Origin of the sequence: Pseudomonas beijingensis, from assembly GCF_030687295.1 — a bacterium.
Lineage (GTDB): Bacteria > Pseudomonadota > Gammaproteobacteria > Pseudomonadales > Pseudomonadaceae > Aquipseudomonas > Aquipseudomonas beijingensis.
The window spans coordinates 6,329,087-6,353,069 of sequence record NZ_CP117425.1 but is presented as its reverse complement, the minus strand read 5'-3'; the positions used below and the strand labels follow the sequence as shown (position 1 = coordinate 6,353,069).

Genomic DNA, 23,983 nt, shown 5'->3' with positions numbered 1-23,983 from the left:
CTGGTCACCCGTGTTTTTTCTGGAAGAACACCTCCTTGGCTTGGTCCGCGGCAATTTCACTGCGGTAATGGTCGATCAATTGACGCTGGTTGAACGCCTTGGTGGGGACGAGCGGGGAGACTTTCTGGTCGATTTGCTCAAGGGTTTTCAAGCGCCCGGACAGAAACGCATAGGCCGGCACCCAGTTGGTCGAGTAACGGAAATCGGCGAACCACAGCGTTTTATTGGTTTTCAGGTCCTTGATCTCATACCGGTCGAGGTAGCCGTACGGCGGGGTCTTGATCCGTTGCCGGGTCTTTTGTTTGGTAATGGAAATCTGGTTGCGGCTTTTAAGCCAGATGACGCTACTCATGGTCGGCGGGCGACGCTTGATGACGTTCAGTACGGTTTCAAACCCCAGGACGTGTAGCGCGCTCGCCTCCTTTTCCAATTGCAGGCGCAAGGCTTCGGCCGAGCGCCGTTGTACGGCGGGAAGCTCAGCGGTCTCGTTGGACTCGACGCCTTGCGCCTGGTCGAGGGCCTTTTGAATGGCCGCGCTGACTTTTTCCATCCTGCCGGCATGGGCGTTGAGGATCATCCCGATGCCGGCGGGCGTTTGGTGCGTCTGTTCTACGGTTTGCTCGATCTGTGCCTTGAACGCCGTCAATCCGTTGATCAGGTCGGTGCCCTTGATGATGCTGGTGGCCAATGCCGGGACGGCGGCCGGCGTGGCGTCGGGCTTGACGTGAGGAATCCATTCGCCGGTTTCCTTGCGGTGGAACGTGACGATGATCTCGCCCGAAAACGGATTCTTCACGTCGACCCAATCGGTTTCCTCCAGGGTTTTGGATAAACGCGGTTCGCCACTGACGAGCCCCCAGAAGCGCGCCCGGATGAATTTTTTCCGGGGCCTTGGGCGCAGATCGTAAGGCGAGCTCGCGATGCGCCGGTTGCTTCGTTCATCGAGGGCGGCGGCCAAATGGCGCAATGTGCGTTTTTTGACCAGGCCAATCCCGGTGCGCAATCGAGTGAGTTGTATCGGGCGGGCGCTGCCCTTGTATTCATTGGCCAGGGTATTGGAGATGCTCGTCGATAGCCGTGAACTGTTCGATCAGGCTGCCGAAGGCGTCGATCTGCTCGTCCAAGCGGATCACGCTGCGCTCATTGATCGCGTCGCGCAGGCTTTGGAACGCCACCGTGGCGTTATCGACGATCTGGTTGATGGCCTCCCAGCCTTCGGGCATCGACTCGACACTTTCAAGGGACAGGCAGAGGTGGCGAAACATGTCGATCTTGATCAGTTGCAGGTCGTCACTCGTGTACAGCGGCATCTTTTTACGGTGTCGTCGGACAAATTCGAAACCTTCGTGACCCACCTCCTTGAGCTCGGCGAAGCGGGTCTCCATGTAGTCCAGGCGCTCGATCATGTCGTCACCGACGCGGATCATGTTCTCGGCAGTATCGATATGCGCTTGCTCCAGCACCTTGACCCCGGAGGTGATCATGGCCTTGGCTTTGCCCATGACCGGGGTGAAGCGTTCGTTCAGCGCATCCATCTCCACGAAGGTGAAGTTGACCTGCGCGTTCAGGTAGCCGAGCCGGGTGCGAGGGTAGTCGGGCCGGGACTGGAACACCGGCCATTCCAAGAGGATCTTCAAGGCTTGTTCGTAGTTTTCCCGCTGGGCTTTCAAGGTGTTGACGTAGGTGTCGCGCTTGGTTTCCTTGGCCGCGCCCGTCGCCTCGTTCATTTCCTGCGCCTGCATGGTCAGCAGTTTCTGGTGCTGCGGCTTCTTGGCCTCGAACAGGTTCAGTTCCAGCAACAGCTCGATTCGGCGACGTGTCGCTGCGGCGATGACTTTCTGCCTGATCCCTTGCGACCCGCTGCCGCGTAGACGCAGACGCGTATCCACGTGCCACTCGCCCTGTGCATCACCCATCAGGGGAGGGCCTGCGCGGGCAGGGTCTTTCTCATCGATGATCGACACCTGTTCGCCCTCCACCAGCACCTTGAACCATTTGCCGGACAGGTTGGCGTACCAGTCGCCGGCCTGCTCATAGAGCCCTTTGAGCGCGCCCTCGGTCTGGCGCTGGCCTGGGTCTTGGGGCGCTTCGAGGCTGAAGCTGTCGAGCAGCTTGGCGCTCTCCCTCGACCGGCCCACCAAGGCGCCGCTGGAGCGAATGGTCGCGTAGTGTTCGGTTGGCAACGTCGTGCTGGCAAGCGGTGCTCGTTGCTCTATCACGAACTCAGGTTTTGGCTTGGGCAGGTTTTCGTGCACCACTACTTCCGGTGCCTCTGGCCGGCGCGGACGTCGGGCGGCCCTGGCGCGGTCGATGGTGTGGGTAATGATCGCCAGAGCGATGTTCAACAGCAGGTCGGTGAACGTCTCCCACTTGGCCTGGCTGTCGGCCCCTTCGCGGCTCTGCGTCAACTGTTCCATCTCGTCGAGGATTTGCCAGAGCCACGTTGCGGTGCCGACGGCTGTTCCCAGGTATGGCAAGGCCAGGTTCAGGATCAGCCAGCCGGCACGCTTGAAGGTCTGCCAGCGACTCTCGTGGTTGGAGATCGATTCACGATCGGCCAATTCGACCAAGGCTTCGGCGTTGGCCTTGAACAACAGCGGCAGAAAATCCGTTCCCAGGGTCTTGTCGGTCAAGCCGATGGGCCCGCTATTGGCCAAGGACGTCAACGGCGCGGCCACGAACGCCACGATGCTCCAGGGGGAGGGGAGCAGGTCCGGGAACACATAGCGGCCGTAATCGTCACGCACCCCATCGGGCAACCAGGCCAGCACCGATTGGCGCAAGGCCGGCGTTTGCCTGATTGCATACAGCAGGTTGCTGAACGACGGGTATTGGCACAACTGCGGTTCGAGCATCGGTCGATACAACAGGCAGGGCCCGGCGTTCGAATCCTGCGGCCCGATGACGAACATATTGGTGACCACGTCCTCCGAGTTGCCCAGTTGCAGTTCCGGGACGAAGGCCAGTTGGCGCAGGACGATAGGGTTGCCGTCCACCTTGCGATCGGCTTCGTCAGGCTCCATCAGGGCCGCGACGTAACGGTAGCCCTTTTCGTCCAGGTTACCCTGGCCACGGATTTTGCTTTCCAGCGCCAGCATCGGCAGCTGAATGCGCAACTGGTCGGTGTAGAGTTTTTCGCGGCGGGCCGACTCCGTTGGATCGTCGAGCAACTTGCTCTTGACCAGCTCAGGATAAACGCGACCGATATCGGCCTGGGTGATGAGGTTTTCGAGGTAGGCGACGGTCATCCATTCGGGTAATTCACTGTCGTCCAGCGACCTGACGGTTTTGTTGCCCAGGGGCAGCGCGATCAGGTTTTGCAAGGCCAGCTCCACCAGGCTGAACCGGGCCGTGTCGACCCTGCCTGGTACCACGAAGCTCCCCCAGATGACCGGGCTGCGCACCTCGATCTCGATGGTTTCCAGATCGAGCTTCGCGGCATCGGCATGGTCGGCGGTCATCTGGGTTTTCAGTGCGTTCAACGCAAAGGCCTTGATGGCGGGAATATCGTCCAGGTAGGTTTTGCCGGCGTGGGCGTGGCTCAAGATCGACAGGTTCTTCATGTGCTGGGCAAACAGGACCTGGTCGGACGGCGATGCTGCCTGCAACCAATGGGGCATCTGTTTTTGAAACCAGACCTCCACCAGGTCGTCATTGGCATCGACGCCGGGGGCCTGGCTGTTTTCGCGGAACGTCAACATGTCCGGGACGTTGGAAGCACCGATGATCTTGACCTGCTCGGCGATCATCCCGCAGGCCTTGTAATCGAAAATATTGCCGTCGGGCTCATACAGCCGCCATTGGATTTTCCGGTAGCTGTCCGGGGCCAAGTGGGCGGGGAGCGACTGCCCCAAGGCCTGCTGGGTCTCGAACCTCTCATAGCTGTTGACGATCGAGTACTTGAGGATGACTTCCTTGTTGTCGATCTTGCCGATCAGCACCACGATGGTGTTGTCATCCATGCGTTGCACTTGATCGCCGTCGATGCCGTCGATGTCGATCAGATAGGCATGGGCGTCATAAAGGTTATTGTCCTGGCGGCCTTGCCGGTCGGGATAACGGAACAAATGCCTGGCCATGGCGCATTCAGCCTCGCTCCAACCCTTGACCCGCTTGACGTCCCAGGCGGTGCGCAATGCACTGGAGAGTTCATGCCAGCGCGGGCCGGCATCGCCCACGGAGGCATTCCAATAGGCCAATTGCTGTTCCTGGCAGGCCGTCAGCATGGCCGGCTGCAGCTCGTTGATCAGCCGTCCGATCTGGTCGATACGCACCGGCAAATGCACATCGGGGGACGTGAGGGGGAGTTGGGTCAAAAAGTGAAACCCTTCGATCAGCAGCGTCGGGCCGCTGTCGATCAACAGCCCGGCGAGCATGTCGCTCAGGGTCTCATAACGGGTCTGGCGTTCGACGATTTCGCCGTCGACGATGTCCCAGGCCGGCTCGCCGACCACGGTGGTGTGGGGGTCGAGGTTGAGCGTGGGGTAGAGCTTCTTGAGGCCGTCCCGCAGGAGGATGGCGGCCACCTCGGGGTAGGTGGGGCCGGCGAGCAACCGGTTGAGCACGGCGTCCTTGGGGTTGATTGCGGGCTTGAGGCGTGTGGGTGCAGAGCTTTGTGTCATCGGAGTCTCCCTGACTTGTGCGACGTGGAGTCCCGGAGCGAAACGCTGGGGGACTCCATGCTAGGGCGGCACAAGACAGGGAAGGTGGTAACTATGTATAGCGCGCCGTACTCCTATGGCGCACGCCAACCCCGTGGCGAGGGAGCTTGCTCCCGCTTGAGCGCGAAGCGCTCACAAAGCAGTCAACCTCACTGTCCAGATTTAATCCGCGTCCAGGCACGCGTGCGTGCACGCTCGGCATCCCTGGGCAACGGTTGCAAAGTGTAGAGCGTGGTCATGGCCGCTTCAGTCGGGTACAGATTGGGGTTGCCACGGATCGCCGGGTCGACCATCTCGGTGGCGTCCTTGTTCGGGTTCGGATAACCGACAAAATCACTCACCGGCGCAATCACCTGCGGCTGCAGCAAATAGTTGATGAAGGTGTAGGCGTCGTCCGGGTTTTTCGCGCCTTTGGGGATGGCGAGCATGTCGAACCAGATCGGCGCGCCTTCCTTGGGCAGACGCATGTCCACCGTCACGCCGTTCTTGGCATCCTTGGCGCGGTTGGCCGCCTGGGAGAAGCTGCCGGAGTAGCCCACCGCCACGCAGATATCACCGTTGGCGATGTCAGCCATGTACTTGGATGAGTGGAAATAGGTGATGTGCGGACGGATTTTCATCATCAGCGCTTCGGCCTTGGCGTAGTCCGCCGGCTTCTTGCTGTTGGGGTCCAGGCCCAGGTGCTGCAAGGCCAGGGGCAGGATCTCCGACGGCGAATCGAGCAGCGCCACGCCGCACTGCTTGAGCTTGCTGATGTTCTCTTCCTTGAAGATCAGGTCCCAACTGTCCACCGGCGCGTTGTCGCCCAGGGCGGCCTTGACCTTGTCCGGGTTGAAGCCGATCAGGATGGTGCCGTACATGTAGGGCACGGCGAACTTGTTGCCCGGGTCGTTGGCTTCGATCAGCTTCATCAGCTTGGGATCGAGGTGGTTCCAGTTCGGCAGCTTGCTGCGGTCCAGGGGTTGGAACACCCCGGCTTCGATCTGCTTGGCCAGGAACACGTTGGACGGCACCACCACGTCATAGCCGGAATTACCCGTCAGCAGCTTGGCCTCCAGGGCCTCGTTGGTGTCGAAGATGTCGTAGACCAGCTTGACCTGGCTGTTCTGCGCCTTGAAATCCTCCAAGGCCTTGGGCGTGATGTAGTCGAACCAGTTGTAGACGCGCAAGGTGCGTTCCTCGGCCTGGACAGCGCCGCAAAGCAGCGCGGCGCACACGGCTGGAGCCATTAAACGCTTGAGTCTGTTCATGCTGTTATTTCCTCATGGGGCGCTTTGGAAACCTTCAAGAACGTTCACGGCATTGATGCCGATTTCTGCCACCGCGTAACCGCCTTCCATCACGAACAGCGTCGGCTTGCCGAGCGCCGCGATGCGTTTGCCCATCGCCAGGTAGTCCGGGCTGTCGAGCTTGAACTGCGAGATAGGGTCGTCCTTGAAGGTGTCCACGCCCAGGGACACGACGATGACGTCGGCGTCGTAACCCCGGATTTGCCCGCAGGCCTGCTCCAGCGCCGCGCTCCAGGTGTCCCAGCCTGAGCCCGCCGGCAAAGGATAGTTGAAGTTGAAACCCTCACCTTCGCCCTCGCCATGCTCGTCGGCATAGCCCAGGAAAAACGGAAACTCCGCCTCCGGATGGCCGTGGATCGACGTGAACAACACGTCGCTGCGCTCGTAAAAAATCGATTGGGTGCCGTTGCCGTGGTGGTAATCCACATCGAGGATCGCGACCTTCTTATGGCCCTGGTCGAGAAAGGCCTGGGCGGCGATGGCGGCGTTGTTGAGGTAGCAATAACCGCCCATCAAATCACCGGCAGCGTGGTGCCCCGGTGGGCGGCACAAGGCAAAGGCACTGCGCGCACCACGCTGGATGTCCGCCTGGGCGGTGAGGGCCACTTGCGCGGCGCTGTAGGCCGCCTGCCACGTGCCAGCGGTGATCGGCGCGCCGGCGTCGAAACTGTAATAACCCAGTTGGCCGTGCAGGCTGGTGGGTATGACTGTGCGAAAGGTCCGCGCTGGCCAGGTGAAGGGCAACAAATCGCCGTCGCGGTTGTACTTGGCCCAGCGGTCCCAAGCGCCTTTGAAGAATTCCAGGTACGCCGCGCTGTGGATGCGCTGGATCGGCCCCAAGCCAAAATCCTGCGGCGCCTCCACCGGCCCCAGCCCCTGCGTCTTGACCCGCTCCAACACATGATCGGCCCGGGACGGCATCTCGAAACAGGGCATCAATTGCCCGTCCATCAACTCGCAGCGGCCGTGGTGCAGGTGGTGATCGTCTGAGTAGATCGTCAGCATTTTTTTGTTCTCCGCAAGGCTGGTCGGTTTAGACACAGTCTTGCGGTGTGCGGGGTTTTGGAGAACGGCAGGAGAGGCCAAAAGGGGATCGAAATGGCCAAAAGGTTTGACCGTAAATCGCCCCTTGTTGGCGCGGGTGTGCGCGGGGTTGGGGCATGGGGGCGGTGTTAATCAGGCAAGAGATTATGAGTATAGCCGCATTTCTTTTTTGATTTTGAGCAATAAGCCAGGTCGATTTTAAAAAGAGCGCGGACATGGGCTAGCTGTTCTTTAAGATGAGCTTGAGCCATGCCTTTAGTATCTTCAGAAAACATAAGATGGTAAATGGCGGGCCAAGTCACCGCTGCGTCAGAAAAGTATAATGCCTTGCGAGGTCCCACAATTGAGATGCATTCGGTAGTAGAGAAAAGTGCAGATAAAAATTTTTCATGGATCATGGAACAAGCGGATAAGAAGAGGCGACGTTTCTTCAGGTGAGGTGCCAGGATTTTTGCAAGATCTATATAACTCACCTTGTCCTGATTGGTGGTAAATAATCCATGTTTGTTCCCGTGAGCTGAGATGTGTAGGTACCGATATCTCGACTTTCCGAACTCTGTAACAGCTTCGATGAACTGATCCCGCGTCCTGACATAGCAGTATATTGGTTTTTTTTCGTGTAGCCTCAAGACTGAAGAAATAACGCTGCCTTCGAAGCGACCATTGCCTTCATCGTCAGGGTTTAATGTTTCAATAATGAAAACGTCAGGAACAGTGGCCATTTACAGGTACTCAAGTGGTCTTGCTTGTCATTGATAATGTCTTGATCACATAAGGGCGCGTGACTCAGCTCTGTCGAAAATAAAAAACACTGTTGGCCTTGAATTTGTCGGCGTACCAAGCAACGCCAAGGAAGCTCTTCGTCGCTTTTTTTTCTCCAGAAGGAACATCTTCCTGGTTCTTCAGGTAGTCTTCGAATTTTATGTTGTGGTTGGGAAATATTTTATTTAGTTCACTTAGCTTTTCTCGTCCGCTTTCAACGGATATAGACTTGCTTTTTTTTGAAAATCTGTTCGGGTACAGTAAATTAAAAGAGGAAGAGAGGCTCCAGTGATTGGATACCCTCGGATCATTGAAATATTGGAAGTGTCTGTTATAAGTGTTGGTGAATAGAACGAAATCTACGTGATCGAATCGTTCGTGTCCGATTGGGCTGCTTTCAGTAAAGAATCCACCCTCCCCAAATAGGTACCCACGCCACAGCTGCATGTCAATTTCGTCGTGACAGCATACAATTAATATATTGGTGTCGTCTGTTCTGCATTGTTTGACTTTTTCTTGGGTGGACTCAAGAAAATCTTTCATTACGTTATCTAGATTTTTCCCTTCTTTGACAATTTTGCCTTTCGACATCAGGCGCTCACCCACCTCTCCAAGCGCCTGTTCGCGGATTGGCATTCTATTTGAAAACGTAAGCGTCACTTCGTCAGGGAGGCGTGTCTCATCTTTGTAAGAGGCACATTTTACTTCCAGATTATATTTTTTTCCTTTGACCGTTACGCTGAAGTCTACGTCTTTAGGGGGAGTGATTTTATCTTCGTAGACGAATGCCGCATCTGGATAGTCGATGAACTCGCTCATGGCTGTCAGCTCGCAGGCAGCCTGTATATATTGACTCTCGTTAAAAGCTCCGGCGCGAACTTGTAATTTGTCTCGGATGAGACGATTGATTTTCTTCTCGCCTATTTTAGCCTGAAGAGCGTTGAGGATTTTATTTAGCGAGTGCAGGTATTCGTCGTAGTGAATACTTGTTTTTACAAGGTAGTGTTGGTTGTCGGTAATTTCACTAAGGTGGTCGAGTAGCATGCGTCATAGTTCCTTGTTCATCTATTAGGTGAACGAAATCAGCAGGGTGAATGAGGTGTAGCTCTGGCATTGGCTATTCAGGGCTTGATAGCGGGAAGCGAAAGGGCTTTACGAATGTCGTTCACGTATTCGTAGAAGTTCTCACTGATTCCGAACAGTCCTTTGTGAATCTTGCGAACAAGCACCTCATCTTGCTTGGCGATTTCGATGAACAAGGCGAACGTCAAGGAGATGCCCCGTGGCAGTTTCAGGTAACCCTTGTCTACCAACTGCTTGGCACGCAACTCAAGCAACGGGAGGTTCCCCTTGAACACAGCATCCACCTTATCGATGCTGTCCAATTTAAGTTCGGTACTGAGGTAGCGGTCATATTGGATGGTGTGGACGCTTTCATACCACTCCGGAAGAATCTCGATTCCGAATTTTTTCGCCAGCTCGGCATCCATCGCCGAAACCAGCAAATTCGACCGGGCGTAGGTGGTGATGTAGTTGTAAAACTCCCGCTCCAAGGTCTCAAGGATCAAGGTGTTTTTCGATTTGCCAAGCGTACTGGCCACAGCGGCGATGGTCTTGTCCAAGCTGCTGCTCAGGTTGCGCAGGGTGTAGGAGACCGTTTCGGCCTTTTCATCGCTCATAGGGAACAACTCCAGTAGCGTTCCTCCGAAGCAGAGGAGATGGAATCATCCTGCGCCTTAAAAACCAAATTATCAAGATTGGTTCATAAATAATAATATGGTTCTTTTTTATTGAGTGAATCTCGACTGATTTGCGACGCGCTTTATTCCAAGGCGCGTAGGGCTTTGCGAAACCACTCAGCGCAAAGGCCGGGTCGCTAAGCATCCCGAGGTGGTCGCAGAGTGGGTACCCAGCCCCAATCCCCTGTGGGAGCGAGCTTGCTCGCGATGGCGGTAGCACGTTATATGCCCGGACTAAGGGTGTACACGGTCCGTGGCCAGAGATTGCTCCCGCTCGGCGGCGCAGCCGTCGTAAACCGGCCGACGCGGTATTTCCGAAGAAATGCGCCAGCCTGTTTTGGGGCGGCTTCGCCACCCAGCGGGGATAAATCCCCTCGCCACGGGTGGTGTAGCGGTTAGCGAGGGTCGACGTTATCCAGCGCTCGGTTCGCCAGCAATGAACTCATCTCGATCAATTGCTGGATGCCGAGGGCGATGTGGCGGCGGGGGCCTTCCAGGTCGAAGGCCAGGTTGCTGATCATCGCGTCGGCGGATGCCAGGTTTTCGCTGAGGTTGGCGAGCAGGCATTCGTTGTCGGCGTTTTTTGCCACGGTGAAGAGCTGGCCCGGTTTGGATGCATCTTCGGGTTTTTCCGGTTTCGGTTGCAGGTAAAAATCCAAGGCGCGCCTTTCTGCTTCGTCTTGTTTCTTAGTTTTGGATTTGGTGGACGCAGAGCTGCGATCTGCTTCGGGGGGATTCGGTGTTGGCTTGAACATGTGCTGATACTCCATGGTTAAGCCGCAACCTCTTCCCTACTAAAAGAAGGGTGGCGGCTGTACGCAGGTTAGTAGACCGGGGAGATCAGCATTGCCGGCGCGCCGAAGCGCCCTGCGCACAGCCACCATCAAGGACAGGTTAGGAACCTGTTTGGATGGAGTGCTCGTGCATCTTACTGACACAACCTCGGGCTACTAAACCCGACCACTGATGGGCAGTGGCAGGGAAACGATAGAACCCATGGGCAAGGCGCACAAGCGGGCGGATTCTGGCGTAGTTGTAGGCAATGGCGCAAGGATTCGTAGCTTGGTGGAAGGGGGGCGGTGGGAGAATAAACAAGCCTTCGTAATGCCCAGGATTCGGGGCGAGGAAGCGTGGCTCTCACCCGGTGGGGCAGCGGTTTTTCTGTAGGAATGCGCCGGCCGTTTTGGGGCTGCTACTCAGCCCAGCGGGAGCAAGCTCCCTCGCCACAGGTTGAGCGTCGTTGACCGTCCCGAGCTGATCCCAGAATGAGCACACACCGCCAACCCCTGTGGGAGCGAGCTTGCTCGCGATGGCGGCAGCACGTTACCTACCTAATCTGAGGTAAGCATCCGCACTACACCCGCCTGCCACTCAGACCTTGATCCGTTTTAACCACTGGTTCACGCGTTCGCAATCAAAGAACGTCGGGTCGAAGATCTCCCCGTACCATTCCACCGTAGCGTCGTGCTCGGGATGTTCGGGGTTGGTCATGGCCTCTAAAAACACTTCGTAACCCGGCCCTCCACCCACGTCTTCCGGTGGGCAGGCATTGGCGCCCTCGAGGCAGTACGGCACTTGAGGACAGGCAGTAGCGGGTAATGGTTTTTTCGACCTTGATACGGTGATGCCACTCATCACCGAAGTCATAGAGATAATTGAATGTCCGCTTTCCGTTCAGTGCCTTGATCAGTGTTTTACGAGCTTCCAGATTCACCGGCGGCCCCCAGCCATCAGGATCGGGCACGCCGTAATTCTCACCGGCAATTTCAAATTCATGCAGATGGTAATCGCCCCAACCCATCACGATCTGGATCACCTGATGCAACCTGCCCAAGGTAATGTTTTCAGGCACTGCGAACCGACGCCAAATCGTTGGAGTCATCCACTTCAGCTCGATGTGCAGGAGCAACAAGTCGCGCTCGGGCTTAGGCAAGGGAACAATTTTAGCCATGGGTCAGGCAGCCTCGCAGTGTTTTGTGAGTGTGAGAGACACGTCTCAGGGCGGCAGCTATCGGGTGCTCGGCGATGCGTTCCGGTACGTAGGTCAAGACCTGCGGGTTCAGGCCGTTGAGTTTGGTCGAACCCCGCAGGCTGTATGTCGCAGCGGCTCGTTCTCCGCCGGCGTCGGAACCAGCAAACAGGTAATTTGCGACCCGATGCCTCGGCGCGCAATGCCCGTTCGGCGTAGCTATTGTCGATTTCGACTCGACCATCATCGCAGTGAGCTTTGGTGGTGGACAGCCTGAGTCAGGTAGCTTTCGCCATTTGAGCTTCGATTTCTGCGAGCAAACCTTGAATCAAGCCTGCCGCATAGCGCTGTGCGCTAATCAGATCGTCTTCATCTTCGCCGCCATGAAACCGTGCGTATGCGACTGACCCTACCTTTTCAAACCCATCGCTGAATTTATCGTCGCCAAAGCGCCGGGCCAATGCAGCCAACCCATCGCTCACGGCCTCTGCATGCTGCCCCGTGCGAATTCGCTCAACAAAAAGCCTGGCCACGTTTTCAAGTGAGCCTGAGTATTGAACTACATGGATGAGGTCCGCTGCATCTTTGTTCTCTTGCCGCTGGTCAAGGGCAATAGCTTTCAGAATCACAAATGCAGGCACGTCTGCAAACCGTATGATGTCGACCGACATTCCTCCGCCGTCGAGCAGTTGAGCACCGACCTCTTTTTCTTGATACCAGTCGTGCACGATTCTGGCGTGTTTGATGGTCAGTGCTGAGACCTGCTCGCCGCTAACGCTCACGGCCTTTCCAGGTTGCTCGTCACCGGCATCACGTAGTAGCTCTACGACGACCTCAATATGCTCATCAACTTGTCTGCGCCATCTCCAAGACGTTGGTTTTCCATCCTCGACCCAACGTACAAAGCCTCGCGCCTTCAACTGATCGGCAAGGCTGGCGTATTCGTTGCCGGTCGCCAGGACTTCTAGGTTCAGCACAAGGTCTACATCAGACGTACCCGCATGCATTGGCACCTCTGGTGGTGCCTCTGGGGTCAGGTAGCGAGGCACTAGGCCGCCGATTAAGCGCAATGTGTCTTTCAAATTACCAAACGCACTGAGTAGTGTGAGTAAGGTCCTCTCACAGGCGTTTGTCATATCAACGTCGTACCCCGCAGCCGTGCGGGGTTTCAATTCCTTGCCCATTCAACCTCCAAAAATTTCCTAATGTGCTCAGCCAGCTCTTTGTTTCGCCCTCGACCATCAAGGAGATCGAGATACAGAATGTATGGGCTTACAAAATATGCAGGGAATTCGGGATGGGACTGCCTAAACAGCAAGCTAGCGCCTTCACGCTCTGTGATGGTGACGTTCGGCCCTTTTTTTGCGGGCTTGAGCCTGAGCATATCGGCCATGTCTTCTGCATAGCCCTTAGGGACAATCAGGTCGACAGTGTCTGTGCTTGTTAGCAATGGTGCGAATACGTTGCCAGCAGCGGTCCCTGTGAATGCCCATGGAAAATCGATCTGCTTTTCGGCAACTGTTTCTGCAACCCGTGCAAGCAGGTGCTTTGGGCTTTCCACAAACGTATACCAAGTGGATGAATTCTCACGTGCTCGTGCCTGCCATTGCTCGGCCCACGCGTCGAGTAACGCTCCTGGGTTGATCAATCGTCTGCGTCGGGTTGGACCTCCACCTACTGATTCGCACCATTCGCGCTGAGTCAGCTCTTGAAGCACCAGGGAGCAGGTGTATTGAGAGGTCTCTGCTAAATTTGATAGCTCAGTGCCCGTCAGCCATTCATGGCTGTGCACTAGCAGCGAATGAATGACATTTTCGCGAGCACCTGTAAAAAGCTGTAACGCTCGCCTTGAGGCGCTGGGTTTTGATGGTCGCTGTATATCAATTAGCCAAGAGTCATGCTTGAGGTAGAGGCTTCCACCTAGCTCAAAAAAAGCGATATCTCTCTCTTTCAATTCTTTTTTTGCGCCAGGGCTCAGCGACTCCGCTGCAATCATCCGGACACTGTCCATATCGTGGAGTCGATTTCGTTCAAAACTGTCCAGGCGCCAGACTGCGTCTCGGATGTCTCGAGGGTAAGCACTGCCAATGACCTCGACGAGAATCTGTAGATCTTTAGCTGACGTGCTCAGCTCGATCACAGCATCAGGGCCTGCGGCTAGACCTTCATGCCCTGCGTGCACTTTAAGGCGCGCCTCGTGCCCAAAAGCGTCAGTGAGACTGTGCCCTAAGCTATCCAAGACCTGACTCTCAAGCTTGGAGCTCCAATCATGATGTTTTTCCATATCTTAGCTCCTTTCCCATCTTTAGCTGCCCAGCAAAACTTTCAGCTTGAGCAATATATTAGCTTAAATTCAATATTTAGCTGGGCAGCTAAATATAGCATTCAACCTAAAAAAGATCATTTTTTGATCTGTAAAGCTCTTGGCGAGCAAGAATGGGCTTGTAGCTAGTGATCCTCAGGAAATTAGCCGTCCTTCGAGAAGGCAGTAGAGCTGCATACCTAATCTGAAGACGTACGCGGTCCGTGGCGACAGAGCTTGTTTGCGCTCAAGTCAGTCCGACGCCTCGGGCGCAGCCGCCGTAGGTTGGCAGCCGCGCCGGTCAAATGATGGAATCAAGATCCAGCGTATACGGTTCACCAATGGCATACCCGTGACCACCACGGATCAATTCACTGCCGTCATCCATGGCCGGTGCCATCGCCAGTTGCTCCGCCACCCTGTTCTCCGGATGCGCCTGCCAGCGAGCCAGGTTGTGGGCCAGTTGCTCAGGTTGTTCCGACAAGCTCCCATAGACGTCTTTTTCCCTCACCGACGCGGTACGCAGTGTCGCCAGGCGCGCGCGCGTACTGTGCAGCTTGTCGACCTCGCGGATGAGCGCAACGTTGAGGGCGCCTTCGCTACGTCCATTGGGCGCGCTCCTTCCCGCCAGGCGACGCTCTTCATCGCGCAACTGTTGGGTAATCCGCGCCAGTGCATTGTCGATCCATTCATATTCGCGTCTTGTCACCAGCGTACTTCCGCTGATTTGCGCTTGCTGCCAGCGCCGCAAGGTCGCCCAGCAAGCGGGGATGTAGCTGGGGACCATGAAGTGGTTGCCGGTCTGGATGAGTTGGGCCAGTAGGGCCGGGCGGTCCGGCAGGCCATGTTTATGTTCGAGGGCCACGTCGCAGGCGGCGTGTTGGGTGATGGTGTCGCAACGGGGCATCCACAGAATGGAGGAGCGTTCCTTGCGACCGAATTCCACCGGCAGGAAATGCCGCAAGGTGCCGTGGTGTTCATACGGTTCGCCCGTCCAGCGAGTGATGCCCGCGACGAATACGGAAAGCCCGACCGGTACGTTGGCGAATGCAAGGGCCAACCCTGTGCCATAAACGCCTCTCTGGGTATTCATCCAACTGCCGGGCACGCTGGGTATCGGGTCGTTGTGGTTGACCATTCGGTAATGCACCAGGGCTTCGGCGTTTTTTGTGAAGGTGGCATCAGCGGCGCGGGGGGCGCCGTAGGTGTAGAGCTGGAGGGTGTAGCCTTCCGGTCTGCGCCGCAGCATTTCTGCGAGTAGCAAGGCCACCGCGCCGCCCAGGCTGTGGCCGCAGATCAGCAGTTTTTGCCCTGCGTAGAACCGGTCCAGATAACGCGTCACGAAGGCCGCAGTTTTTTTGGCGGCGCCATAGAATCCTCGATGCACCTGGCCCACACCTTCTTCAAACGGCACTTGACGTGCATCGGCGTCGCGCAGGAAGTCGGCGAGTTGCTGGGTGCCGCGCACGGCTATCAGGATCAGCTCATCGTTGTGGGTGATGTAGGCCTGGGTATTTGTACTGTTTTCCTCGCCGGTGTCGTCGAGAAAATGGACTTTGGCGGGATGTTCCTGACGCAGCCCCAATGCGGGATCATTGACCGCGTAGAGCGCCGGGTCGAAGGGCACGATCTCCAGGCGTCTGGAGTAGGGCACGTCTTCATACAGCGGGTAGTAGGGCTTTGTCTGGCCCGGATAGAACTCCCCGAGTTCTTCGAACTTGGCCAATGCGTCGGCGAACCAATTACCCACGCTTGGCTGCCGAGTGAAGCTCACCGGCGTTGTTATCGGCGCCTTTTCAGGTTTCTGGCCGAAGGGGCAATAGGTCAGCGTCGACAACAGGGCCAGTTGATACAAGTTGAGCACGCAAAACTCGGGGGGCGTGGACAGCATGGGACGCAAGGCGCGCAACGGTCGTATTTCAAGCACCGTGTGTCTGTGCGGCATCAGGGCCACGCCGAGCTTGCCATGTTCGCCCATCAGCCGTGCCGGCCCTGCCGGGTGCGGGTAATGGCGGTACACCTCGGGGGGCAAATGGGCGACATGCTTGACCAGATGCCGAACTTCTACCTGGAAAAAATCATCTGCGCAGGCTTGTGCCGGATTTTCCCGAGTGCGGGTGGCATTTGGGTTCAGGTAGCGGGTTTGCTCGGCGCGAACTTGCAGTTCGGTGATCTTGAGAGGGTAGTGGGCTCTACGCTGAAGTTCTATATAGAGCTTTTCCTGCTCTTGATACTGTTGCTCGAAGGCAAGGGCAACCGGCCCGGCATAGTGGTTCGTGACTTTACCGATACCCGTGGCATCCAGGTTGCCGGGGTATTTTTGTCCTTCCGAATCGGTAGCGACATAGGACAGTCCCGCATAAGGCTCGCCAGAGCCCAATTCATCGACGAGCTGAAAGCTGGTCCATCTACCCCCTGCAGGGCAAGTCAAAATGCGATTGCTTAGCCTTGATTCCAATTCCTTTTGAAACGACGTCATACGTGATCTCCTTATTCCGTACAGCCGGGATAAATAGTGCATTTGCGTCCGTCAGGCATCTGAAAACCGCTGAAGTCTTTGTAATTACCAAAACAAAATGCGTATGGATCTTCGAAGTTATCGCCCATGCAGCGTTTCCAGCCGTTAGGCACCTTCACCCAGGTATCCCCCATGTAAGGGCTCTCCTCGCGGGCCAACTTGATCTTCATCCTCACGGTCTTGCCCGGTAGCTGATCGAGGGTGTACGCCGAGAAAGGACGCCCGCGCCCAAGCACGCCCTGAGGGTCGGTTTTTTTGCAGTCGAGGATTTTTCTGAGGATGCGAGGTTTGCCTGAGGTGCGGAACAACCATTGGCATTGGCCGTAAAAAGTGCTTTCGCCCGCTTCGCTGAAAGCGCCTTTGTATTGTTCTTCCAGCGCATCGCGAATCACGATATTGGCCGAGTCCTGACTGATATCGCTCCAATCCTTACCGTAGGCGGAGTTGATCTCGAGTTCGATGCGATCGATCACCAACGGGCAACCCATGCGGGTTCGGCGAATAACGATTTCGGAATCAGGTGTGTAGGCCTTGCGCCACTCCCTGTTGAATACCGGCGCCTTGTTATACCGGGTCTCGACGGCGCAGGTTTCGCCTGGAGCGGGTACGTAGTACACCGCGGCACGGTAGGCAAAGTCAGGCGGCAAGTCTGCCGTAAAAATGAACGTGTTCGGTTGTTTGGCGGCACAACCCATCGTCAGCGCCAGGCAGCCGCTCAAACACGAAATTCGCAGGGCATATTTCATAGCGGCGCATCCCCTTGCCAGAATGCCGTCATCAGGCGTACCCGTTGAAAATGCTCGTCGGGGCTTTCGGCCGGGCGTACTTGCCAGTACGACGCCGGACTATGGGTGGGTGCATGCAGGCACTGAGTCAGCAAGAACTCCAACTGTTCAGGGGCCTGCCAGTGCCATGCCTTGGCCTGATCGAGCGTGGCACGCAACCACGTCTCTGGATCCCGTTGCTCGGCAAGTGTGGCGAAGGCCCGGACATGTTCGGCCAACAGGAAGCGGCGGGCATTGAGGAGTCGAGTTTGTGTCGCCTGCTGCGCGGTAGCAGGCACCTGCAACCAAGGCGGCGAAGCAGGCACTGGGTATGTCCCCGGTGCCGGGTTATGCATGCTTGCCCAGCCAGTGTCCTGCCAGTAGCAGACGCTTAGCGCTGGCCCGAGGTAGGCCGGATAGGCTTCAACGGGCAGATGTTTGAGCGCCCGGGCCAGGACGCGGTTGTCATGGAAGCGGTACAGCGCTTGATGAGGGCGCTCTCCGATAATCAACCGCTCACGCCAGTGCTCCATCAACGTTGGCAGGCCCCCTTTGGGAAGGCTGGCAAGCCAGCCCCAATGGCTGTCAGGCCGGTCGAGCAGTTCATTGACAGGTTCGTCGCCGGGCCGCTCGACGATGAAGATAAAGGGCCCGGTGTCACCGAGTTCAGCAACCAGGGTTTGGCCGTACACACTCAGGTATTGGTCGGGACGACTGCTTTTCAGCAATGTTTGGCGCATGTGATGCTCATTTTCTGAGTCCAGCACAACGCACAAGGCATGACCAAGACGTTGCTGTTCGATCAGCCATCGATGCGGGAGTGAGCGTTTCATGCGGCGGCCTCCGTTGGGCATAAACCCTCACGGCAAGCCTCGCAGAGGGGGCAGAAATCCAGTCCCGCTGCTTTGCTGGCCGCTATCAGGGCTCGTTGGGTGGTGGCGAGCACTGGCAGGGGGGCCGTCAGGGGAGCCGTCGAACCAGGCGTGAACGACGATGCGGTGATACCGGCCATAGGTGCGCCGCCGATCTGGATTGCACTGCTGCTGTAGATGCCGCTGTGGTCGATCACGATGTGCTGGCCGCCGGCTTTCAAACTGAGGGTCGCCCCAGCTTCAAGAACCACATGGGCACCCGCCTTGATATGCACCTGTTGACCGGCCTCGACGGCCAGTACCTGATCAACGCGGATGTGGCGGTTGGCGACGCGCAGGTAGTCATTGCCTTCGACCTGGACCGTGCGGTTGGCGGCCGTGGTCCGATGCTCCTCGGCGTGCAGGACGGTGATGCTGTTGCCCTTGATGGTTTCCCGCCGCTCGTTGCCAATCTCCAGTCGGCTGTCGTTTTCAATCTTCTGTTCCATGTCACGCTGGGCCCGTAGATAGATCAGCTCCTGACCTGCGCGATCTTCCAGATGCAGCTCGTTGAAGCCATTGCCGTCCGGCGAGCTGCAAGAACGAAACACGGTACGGGTCTTGTGCGCAGGCAACGGGTAGGGCGAGGCATTGGCGCTGTTGGTCAGGCACCCGCTGATCAAAGGCTTGTCGGGATCGCCTTCCATGAACGTCACCAACACTTCCATGCCCACCCTCGGGATCGTGACGCCGCCGTAGCGGTTGCCTGCCCAGTTCGAGGCGACTCGCAACCAACAACTGCTGCCGTCGTCGAAGCGTTTCGCGCGATCCCAGAAGAACCTGACCTTGACCCGGCCATACAGGTCGCAGTGGATATCTTCGCCTTGGGGGCCGGTGACGATTGCTGTCTGGCTGCCCGATATACGTGGTTTCTTATAGACCCGCGGCGAACGAAAGACGGCGTCCCAAGGCGTGGCAACGAAGCGATTGCGATAGCCCTGATTGAGGTGGTCTTCATGCCTGCCCGTATCGCAGGGGGGCATTTCTTCCAGCACCTGCGGCTGTTTGCCTTGGTGATGCACTTCGGTCAGGAGCCATAGGTCATTCCATTCCTGGCGAGGGTGCTCACTCAATGTCAGGAAGTGTCCCGTCGTCAGTGCCGGCTGATCACTCTTTCCTTCAGCTTGGCGGTAGTCGGCGCGATGGCGTTCAAAGGTCCGCAGGCTCAATAACTTGCCGCGTTTTTCCTGGGTAAAGTCGCCTGGATAATCATAGGTTTCCAAGTCCGGCCGGACTTTTCCGAGGTTAGGCTGGCAACTGCTCTCCAATAGGAACGTCGACTTCTTGAAATCGTAGTCACGACACGTGACGCGGCTGGTTCGGGTCTCCAGTCGCAGGCCAAAACGATGGATAACCGGTTCGTCGTAAACCATGCCGCTGTCGTGTTTATAAGCAGTGCAGTGTTTAAGCCGGGGGAATACGGTCTGGTCATCACCCAGTACCAGCAGATGGCCCGAATCACTGTGCTGAAAATGGTAATGCAGGCCTTCTTCGTGACACAGCCGTTGGATGAAGTGCAAGTCAGATTCGTGGTATTGCACGCAGTACTCGCGAGGCGGATAACGTGCGTTCAACTGGAAGCGATGAGCGTCGCTAAGAATGCCGTGTTCCTTGAAAATCAATGTGATGATTTGCGGCACACTGGTCTGTTGAAAAACTCGCTGATTGGTGCGGTGCTCCAAGTAAGCCAGTCGTGGCACTAATCTTATTTTGTAATGCGTTAAACGTTTGCCCGAGTCACCTTGTGCAAGACGATAAATCAGTCCGTGAACACCGCTGCCCTGTTTATCGAATGTTAGAAAGGCCTGCCTGTTTAATAAATTTTCCAAATTCATATTTCTTTGTTCGCTGACGAGTTCAATGTCGAACGAATAAGGGGCGCTGATGGCTTCGTGACCCTCGAAGGCCACGACTTGGAGGTCATGTTCGAGATCGGCAATCGTGAGGCGGAAGTTGGGCAAATCAAGGGTATGGAACATGCGAACGTCCTTGGGCTGTGGCTTTGGCTCCTGGTCTCATTGAAGCAGCCTTGATCAGGGTGCGCGCACGCACCGGTAAAAAAAGAAAAGGATGTAGGAATTTTCTTTGAGAGAAAAAATGATCGCGAACGAAATAATTTGAAGTGATTTTTCGTTGACTGGCTTGGAGTTCTCAAATTTGTTAAAGGCCGCCTCGACGTCGGAAGTTTCAGGTGGTCTCAATATGGATGTGTCTCTTTGGAAAAGAGGAAAGTTCCTACTTTTTTATGTGGAAAACCTTGGCATTCTTGGCGGCGTTCGGTAGCTAAGAAAATAACGTGATTGCAGGAAAGATGTCTGGATGTGTTTAACGAAACTTCCTACAAGTGAGGCTGAATATTCATCTTGAATAGCCATGCCGTCCAAATTGCCCATGCCACAAACCAATTGTCTTAGCAGGGTCGTGAATGTCGTATTCCGAAAAACTGTTCGCCCATTATCTGGCTCTCGCCAAAACGCCCGTTTCCAAGGAGAGTTTTGCGGGTGCGGACGTGCGCTTTTCAAATGAATACGAAGCCTTGGAACGTGAGGTGGGCAAAGCTCAGTCGATGCACGAAAGTGGCCAGGTCGACTGGCTGAAGATCCTGGAGGGAGGTGAAGCGCTGTTGCGCACCCAGTCGAAGGATCTGCGGGTGGCGGCTTGGCTGGTTTGGGCGCTGTATCAGCGTGAATCATTCCAGGGCCTGCTGGCCGGGCTCGGTCTCTTGCAGCACTTATGTGAACACCATTGGCTTGAAGTTCATCCGTTCAAGAATCGAACCCGTGCCGCTAGCATCAATTGGCTGATGCCTCGCCTGGAGCAAGCGTTCGGCGATGATATTGCGATCAAGGAGCAGTTGCCGATGTTCCGTCATCTGGCGGAACAGCTGGAAGGCCTCGACGCTGCTTGCGCCGTCCACTTGGGGGATGACGCACCTCTACTGTTGCCGCTGTGCCGGCGTCTTAACACCATGATCCAGCGGGCCATCGAAAACCGACCGCAGCCTGGTGCCATTGGAACGGTTGTGGCTCAGGTAAAACAAGTTGCCACCCAACTGCTTACCCCCGGCGCTCCGATCGAAAACGAAAAGGAAGCTCACAAGGCCCTGCGCGCCCAGCAGGATGGGGCGCGTCCGTTATGCATCTGGTGGCTCAAACAAAAAGCGACGGACGCTCGTGCCCTGCGCCTCAATCGCACCCTGCTCTGGCTGGCCATCGATGTATTGCCCGAGCGCAACGCTGAGCAGGTCACCCAGTTGCGTGGCCTGCCGGTGGACAAACTCAAGGCTTATCAGGACCGTCTCCAGCAGGGTGATTACGCAGACCTGCTTGTGGAGATCGAGGCGAGCCTGGCGACGGCACCGTTCTGGTTCGATGGCCAGAGGCTTGCCTGGGAATGCCTGCAAGGGCTGAACGCCGAGTTGGCCATGCGTGAAGTGGAAGTCCACTTCGCATTATTCATCCAGCGCCTGCCGGGCATTATCGAATTGCGTTGGCATGACGGTACGCCGTTCGCCGATTCGGCCACACGGGGTTGGATCGCTGCCCAGGTCATGCCTCACCTGCAAAGGCCCGGCGGGGCACCCACAGCCGATGTCGCCGACAACCAGGCGCCTTGGGAGCTGGCGCTGGAGGAGGCCGAGGCGATCCTGCGCAAGGACGGTCTCAAACCTGCCGTTAAGTTGCTCAGGCAAGCCATGCAAAGCGCCAATGGGGCACGCGAGCGATTCCTCTGGCAGTTCGCGCTGGCTCGCCTGTGCTTCTCCGCCAGGAAATACGAACTCACCAAGGTTCAGCTGGAGGCCCTCGATCAGACGCTACGAAACGCAGGCCTGAGCACCTGGGAGCCTGCCCTGGAGCTGCAGGTGCTGCACTTGTTGCACAGCTGCTGCGAGTTGTTGCCACAAAACCACTCTGTACGTGAGTGCAAGGAAGAGACCCATCGCAGGTTGTGTCACCTCGACCTGGAACGGGTTATTGAATAGACCTCCGGGTCCAAAATTGTAAGGAGAAAGTCATGGCCAAAGAAGGCTCGGTCGCCCCCAAGGAACGCATCAACGTCACCTTCAAACCTGCTACCGGCGGTGCTCAGGAAGACATTGAACTGCCGTTGAAACTGTTGGCGATCGGTGACTACACCCACCGCAGGGATGAACGCAAGGTCGAGGATCGCAAGCCGATTGGCATCGACAAAATGACCTTCGACGAAGTGTTGGCCAAGCAAGCGCTGAGCCTGACCCTGAGCGTACCGAATCGTCTCCAGGCAGAGAGCGGCGCTGAGGAACTGCCTGTACAGCTGCGCTTGAACTCAATGAAAGACTTCAACCCGGCGAGCCTGGTCGAGCAAGTGCCGGAACTCAGCAAACTGATGGCGCTGCGCGACGCGTTGGTGGCGCTCAAGGGGCCGTTGGGCAATGCGCCGGCGTTTCGTAAAGCCATCGAAGGCGTACTCGCCGATGACGATTCCCGCCGCCGCGTACTGGATGAGCTGGGTCTGGATACCACCGCGAAGAGCGCTTGATTCTTTCAGCCAAGGAAGCCGAAACATGAATACCCATGCAGTACAGCAGCAGAGCCAGGACAACGCGGACTACAGCATTCTTGAAAGCATCATCGCCCAGACCCGCCTGACCCCGGACGATGAAGCCTACGACATTGCCAGGCGCGGTGTGTCTGCGTTCATCGAAGAGCTGCTCAAGCCGCAAAACAGCGGCGAGCCGGTCAAGAAAGCCATGGTTGACCGCATGATCGCCGAAATTGATGCCAAGCTCAGCCGCCAGATGGACGAAATCCTCCATCACCCGCAATTCCAGGCGTTGGAGTCGGCGTGGCGCGGCTTGCAGTTGCTGGTGGACCGCACTGACTTCCGCGAAAACATCAAGATAGAAATGCTCAACGTGTCCAAGGACGATTTGCTGGACGACTTCGAGGACTCGCCGGAAGTCATGCAGTCGGGCCTGTACAAGCACATCTACACGGCTGAGTACGGCCAGTTCGGTGGGCAGCCGGTGGGCGCGGTCATCGCCAACTATTTCATGTCCCCAAGCTCGCCGGACGTGAAATTGATGCAGTACGTGTCCAGTGTCGCCTGCATGTCCCATGCGCCATTCATCGCCGCAGCCGGTCCGAAATTCTTCGGCTTGGAGAGCTTCTGCGGACTGCCGGACCTCAAGGACCTGAAAGACCATTTCGAAGGCCCGCAATTCGCCAAGTGGCAGAGCTTCCGTCAATCGGAAGACGCCCGCTATTTCGGCCTGACCGTACCGCGCTTCCTGTTGCGCACCCCCTACGATCCCCAAGAGAACCCAGTCAAATCGTTCGTCTACAAGGAAACCGTTGCCAACAGCCACGAGCACTACCTGTGGGGCAACACGGCGTACGCGTTCGGCACGAGGCTGACCGACAGCTTCGCCAAATTCCGCTGGTGCCCGAACATCGTCGGTCCCCAAAGCGGTGGGGCGGTCGAAGACCTGCCGTTGCACCACTTCGAAAGCATGGGCGAAATCGAAACCAAGATCCCGACCGAAGTCCTGGTGTCCGATCGTCGCGAATACGAACTGGCCGAGGAGGGCTTCATCTCCCTGACCATGCGCAAAGGCAGTGACAACGCCGCCTTCTTCTCCGCCAGCTCCGTGCAGAAATCGAAGTTTTTCGGTAACAGCGCCGAGGACAAGCATGCAGAGCTGAACTACAAGCTCGGCACACAGTTGCCTTACATGATGATCGTCAATCGCCTGGCTCACTACTTAAAGGTGCTGCAGCGCGAGCAACTGGGCTCCTGGAAAGAGCGTACGGACCTGGAGCGTGAGCTCAACAACTGGATTCGCCAATACGTGGCTGACCAGGAGAACCCGAGTGCCGAAGTCCGTGGCCGTCGTCCGCTACGTGCCGCGAAGATCATCGTCAGCGACGTGGAAGGTGAACCGGGCTGGTACCGCGTTAGCCTCAACGTTCGGCCTCATTTCAAGTACATGGGCGCCGATTTCACGTTGTCGTTGGTTGGCAAGCTGGACAAGGCGTAAGCACC

At 56.8% G+C, this 23,983-nt stretch carries 18 protein-coding genes and 2 pseudogenes; 4 read left to right on the top strand and 16 right to left on the bottom strand.

All coding sequences use genetic code 11. The features are described from left to right. Positions 1–4: 4 nt before the first annotated feature. The 12 genes and pseudogenes from PSH84_RS28325 to PSH84_RS28270 form a co-directional block, all read right to left on the bottom strand. The gene (locus tag PSH84_RS28325; protein ID WP_305482081.1) at positions 5–967 is read right to left on the bottom strand and encodes a hypothetical protein; all 963 of its coding nucleotides are present in this window, start codon (positions 965–967) and stop codon (positions 5–7) included. Between the two features lie 73 nt (positions 968–1,040). Continuing rightward, the gene (locus PSH84_RS28320; RefSeq protein ID WP_305482079.1) at positions 1,041–4,622 is read right to left on the bottom strand and encodes a dermonecrotic toxin domain-containing protein; all 3,582 of its coding nucleotides are present in this window, start codon (positions 4,620–4,622) and stop codon (positions 1,041–1,043) included. 188 nt (positions 4,623–4,810) lie between these two features. After that, positions 4,811–5,911 carry a polyamine ABC transporter substrate-binding protein gene (locus PSH84_RS28315; RefSeq protein WP_122567622.1) on the bottom strand — a complete coding sequence of 367 codons (1,101 nt, stop codon included), beginning with the start codon at positions 5,909–5,911 and terminating at the stop codon, positions 4,811–4,813. 12 nt (positions 5,912–5,923) lie between these two features. Continuing rightward, the gene (locus tag PSH84_RS28310) at positions 5,924–6,955 is read right to left on the bottom strand and encodes a histone deacetylase family protein (RefSeq protein ID WP_305468888.1); all 1,032 of its coding nucleotides are present in this window, start codon (positions 6,953–6,955) and stop codon (positions 5,924–5,926) included. 167 nt (positions 6,956–7,122) lie between these two features. Further along, entirely contained in the window at positions 7,123–7,716 is a 594-nt protein-coding gene (locus tag PSH84_RS28305) for a hypothetical protein (RefSeq protein ID WP_122567620.1), read from the bottom strand. 64 nt (positions 7,717–7,780) lie between these two features. Beyond that, positions 7,781–8,800 (bottom strand): hypothetical protein, encoded by a 1,020-nt coding sequence (locus tag PSH84_RS28300; protein WP_305468886.1) that lies wholly within the window; start codon positions 8,798–8,800, stop codon positions 7,781–7,783. Between the two features lie 77 nt (positions 8,801–8,877). Then, positions 8,878–9,435 carry a hypothetical protein gene (locus tag PSH84_RS28295; RefSeq protein WP_305482077.1) on the bottom strand — a complete coding sequence of 186 codons (558 nt, stop codon included), beginning with the start codon at positions 9,433–9,435 and terminating at the stop codon, positions 8,878–8,880. Between the two features lie 455 nt (positions 9,436–9,890). After that, positions 9,891–10,250, bottom strand: coding sequence for a DUF6124 family protein (locus PSH84_RS28290; RefSeq protein WP_305468882.1), 360 nt, complete (start codon positions 10,248–10,250; stop codon positions 9,891–9,893). A gap of 616 nt (positions 10,251–10,866) precedes the next feature. Next, positions 10,867–11,446 (bottom strand): annotated as a pseudogene (locus PSH84_RS28285) (plasmid pRiA4b ORF-3 family protein). Between the two features lie 58 nt (positions 11,447–11,504). Then, positions 11,505–11,718: pseudogene (locus PSH84_RS28280) on the bottom strand (IS66 family transposase); the annotation flags it as partial. 24 nt (positions 11,719–11,742) lie between these two features. After that, positions 11,743–12,648 carry a hypothetical protein gene (locus tag PSH84_RS28275; protein ID WP_305468878.1) on the bottom strand — a complete coding sequence of 302 codons (906 nt, stop codon included), beginning with the start codon at positions 12,646–12,648 and terminating at the stop codon, positions 11,743–11,745. After that, positions 12,633–13,748 carry a type IV toxin-antitoxin system AbiEi family antitoxin gene (locus PSH84_RS28270; RefSeq protein ID WP_305468876.1) on the bottom strand — a complete coding sequence of 372 codons (1,116 nt, stop codon included), beginning with the start codon at positions 13,746–13,748 and terminating at the stop codon, positions 12,633–12,635. Before PSH84_RS28270 ends, PSH84_RS28275 begins: the two co-directional genes overlap by 16 nt. On the opposite strand from PSH84_RS28270, the gene PSH84_RS28265 reads away from it, so the two are divergent. Then, positions 13,734–13,916: a hypothetical protein gene (locus PSH84_RS28265; RefSeq protein ID WP_305468874.1), complete on the top strand. Its 183-nt coding sequence runs from the start codon at positions 13,734–13,736 to the stop codon at positions 13,914–13,916. The two genes, PSH84_RS28270 and PSH84_RS28265, sit on opposite strands and share 15 nt — an antisense overlap. A 151-nt stretch (positions 13,917–14,067) precedes the next feature. On the opposite strand, the gene PSH84_RS28260 is transcribed toward PSH84_RS28265, so the two are convergent. From PSH84_RS28260 to PSH84_RS28245, 4 genes are read right to left on the bottom strand one after another with little or no spacing between them, the layout of a single operon-like run. Then, the gene (locus tag PSH84_RS28260) at positions 14,068–16,245 is read right to left on the bottom strand and encodes a lipase family protein (protein WP_305468871.1); all 2,178 of its coding nucleotides are present in this window, start codon (positions 16,243–16,245) and stop codon (positions 14,068–14,070) included. An 11-nt stretch (positions 16,246–16,256) separates the two neighbouring features. Then, positions 16,257–17,030, bottom strand: a complete 774-nt coding sequence (locus PSH84_RS28255; protein ID WP_305468869.1) for a hypothetical protein — start codon at positions 17,028–17,030, stop codon at positions 16,257–16,259. After that, complete coding sequence (locus PSH84_RS28250) at positions 17,027–17,881, bottom strand: DUF4123 domain-containing protein (protein ID WP_305468867.1); 855 nt, start codon at positions 17,879–17,881, stop codon at positions 17,027–17,029. The genes PSH84_RS28255 and PSH84_RS28250 overlap by 4 nt, the downstream gene beginning before the upstream one ends. Continuing rightward, positions 17,878–19,938, bottom strand: a complete 2,061-nt coding sequence (locus PSH84_RS28245) for a type VI secretion system Vgr family protein (protein WP_305468865.1) — start codon at positions 19,936–19,938, stop codon at positions 17,878–17,880. Before PSH84_RS28245 ends, PSH84_RS28250 begins: the two co-directional genes overlap by 4 nt. A 446-nt stretch (positions 19,939–20,384) precedes the next feature. Between PSH84_RS28245 and tssA the strand changes: the two genes are divergently transcribed. From tssA to tssC, 3 genes are read left to right on the top strand one after another with little or no spacing between them, the layout of a single operon-like run. Continuing rightward, positions 20,385–21,941, top strand: coding sequence for a type VI secretion system protein TssA (gene tssA / locus PSH84_RS28240; RefSeq protein WP_122567612.1), 1,557 nt, complete (start codon positions 20,385–20,387; stop codon positions 21,939–21,941). Between the two features lie 32 nt (positions 21,942–21,973). After that, positions 21,974–22,477 (top strand): type VI secretion system contractile sheath small subunit, encoded by a 504-nt coding sequence (gene tssB / locus PSH84_RS28235; protein ID WP_122567611.1) that lies wholly within the window; start codon positions 21,974–21,976, stop codon positions 22,475–22,477. A gap of 25 nt (positions 22,478–22,502) precedes the next feature. Then, the gene (gene tssC, locus PSH84_RS28230) at positions 22,503–23,978 is read left to right on the top strand and encodes a type VI secretion system contractile sheath large subunit (protein ID WP_122567610.1); all 1,476 of its coding nucleotides are present in this window, start codon (positions 22,503–22,505) and stop codon (positions 23,976–23,978) included. The last annotated feature ends 5 nt before the right edge of the window (positions 23,979–23,983 follow it).

Coding starts and splice junctions, on each gene's coding strand:
- PSH84_RS28300 (WP_305468886.1), bottom strand. CDS start 8,800: ATGCTACTCGACCACCTTAGTGAAATTACCGACAACCAACACTACCTT.
- PSH84_RS28305 (WP_122567620.1), bottom strand. CDS start 7,716: ATGGCCACTGTTCCTGACGTTTTCATTATTGAAACATTAAACCCTGAC.
- PSH84_RS28245 (WP_305468865.1), bottom strand. CDS start 19,938: ATGTTCCATACCCTTGATTTGCCCAACTTCCGCCTCACGATTGCCGAT.
- PSH84_RS28255 (WP_305468869.1), bottom strand. CDS start 17,030: ATGAAATATGCCCTGCGAATTTCGTGTTTGAGCGGCTGCCTGGCGCTG.
- tssB (WP_122567611.1), top strand. CDS start 21,974: ATGGCCAAAGAAGGCTCGGTCGCCCCCAAGGAACGCATCAACGTCACC.
- tssC (WP_122567610.1), top strand. CDS start 22,503: ATGAATACCCATGCAGTACAGCAGCAGAGCCAGGACAACGCGGACTAC.
- PSH84_RS28250 (WP_305468867.1), bottom strand. CDS start 17,881: ATGAAACGCTCACTCCCGCATCGATGGCTGATCGAACAGCAACGTCTT.
- PSH84_RS28320 (WP_305482079.1), bottom strand. CDS start 4,622: ATGACACAAAGCTCTGCACCCACACGCCTCAAGCCCGCAATCAACCCC.
- PSH84_RS28265 (WP_305468874.1), top strand. CDS start 13,734: ATGATGTTTTTCCATATCTTAGCTCCTTTCCCATCTTTAGCTGCCCAG.
- PSH84_RS28270 (WP_305468876.1), bottom strand. CDS start 13,748: ATGGAAAAACATCATGATTGGAGCTCCAAGCTTGAGAGTCAGGTCTTG.
- tssA (WP_122567612.1), top strand. CDS start 20,385: ATGTCGTATTCCGAAAAACTGTTCGCCCATTATCTGGCTCTCGCCAAA.
- PSH84_RS28315 (WP_122567622.1), bottom strand. CDS start 5,911: ATGAACAGACTCAAGCGTTTAATGGCTCCAGCCGTGTGCGCCGCGCTG.
- PSH84_RS28260 (WP_305468871.1), bottom strand. CDS start 16,245: ATGACGTCGTTTCAAAAGGAATTGGAATCAAGGCTAAGCAATCGCATT.
- PSH84_RS28290 (WP_305468882.1), bottom strand. CDS start 10,250: ATGTTCAAGCCAACACCGAATCCCCCCGAAGCAGATCGCAGCTCTGCG.
- PSH84_RS28310 (WP_305468888.1), bottom strand. CDS start 6,955: ATGCTGACGATCTACTCAGACGATCACCACCTGCACCACGGCCGCTGC.
- PSH84_RS28295 (WP_305482077.1), bottom strand. CDS start 9,435: ATGAGCGATGAAAAGGCCGAAACGGTCTCCTACACCCTGCGCAACCTG.
- PSH84_RS28275 (WP_305468878.1), bottom strand. CDS start 12,648: ATGGGCAAGGAATTGAAACCCCGCACGGCTGCGGGGTACGACGTTGAT.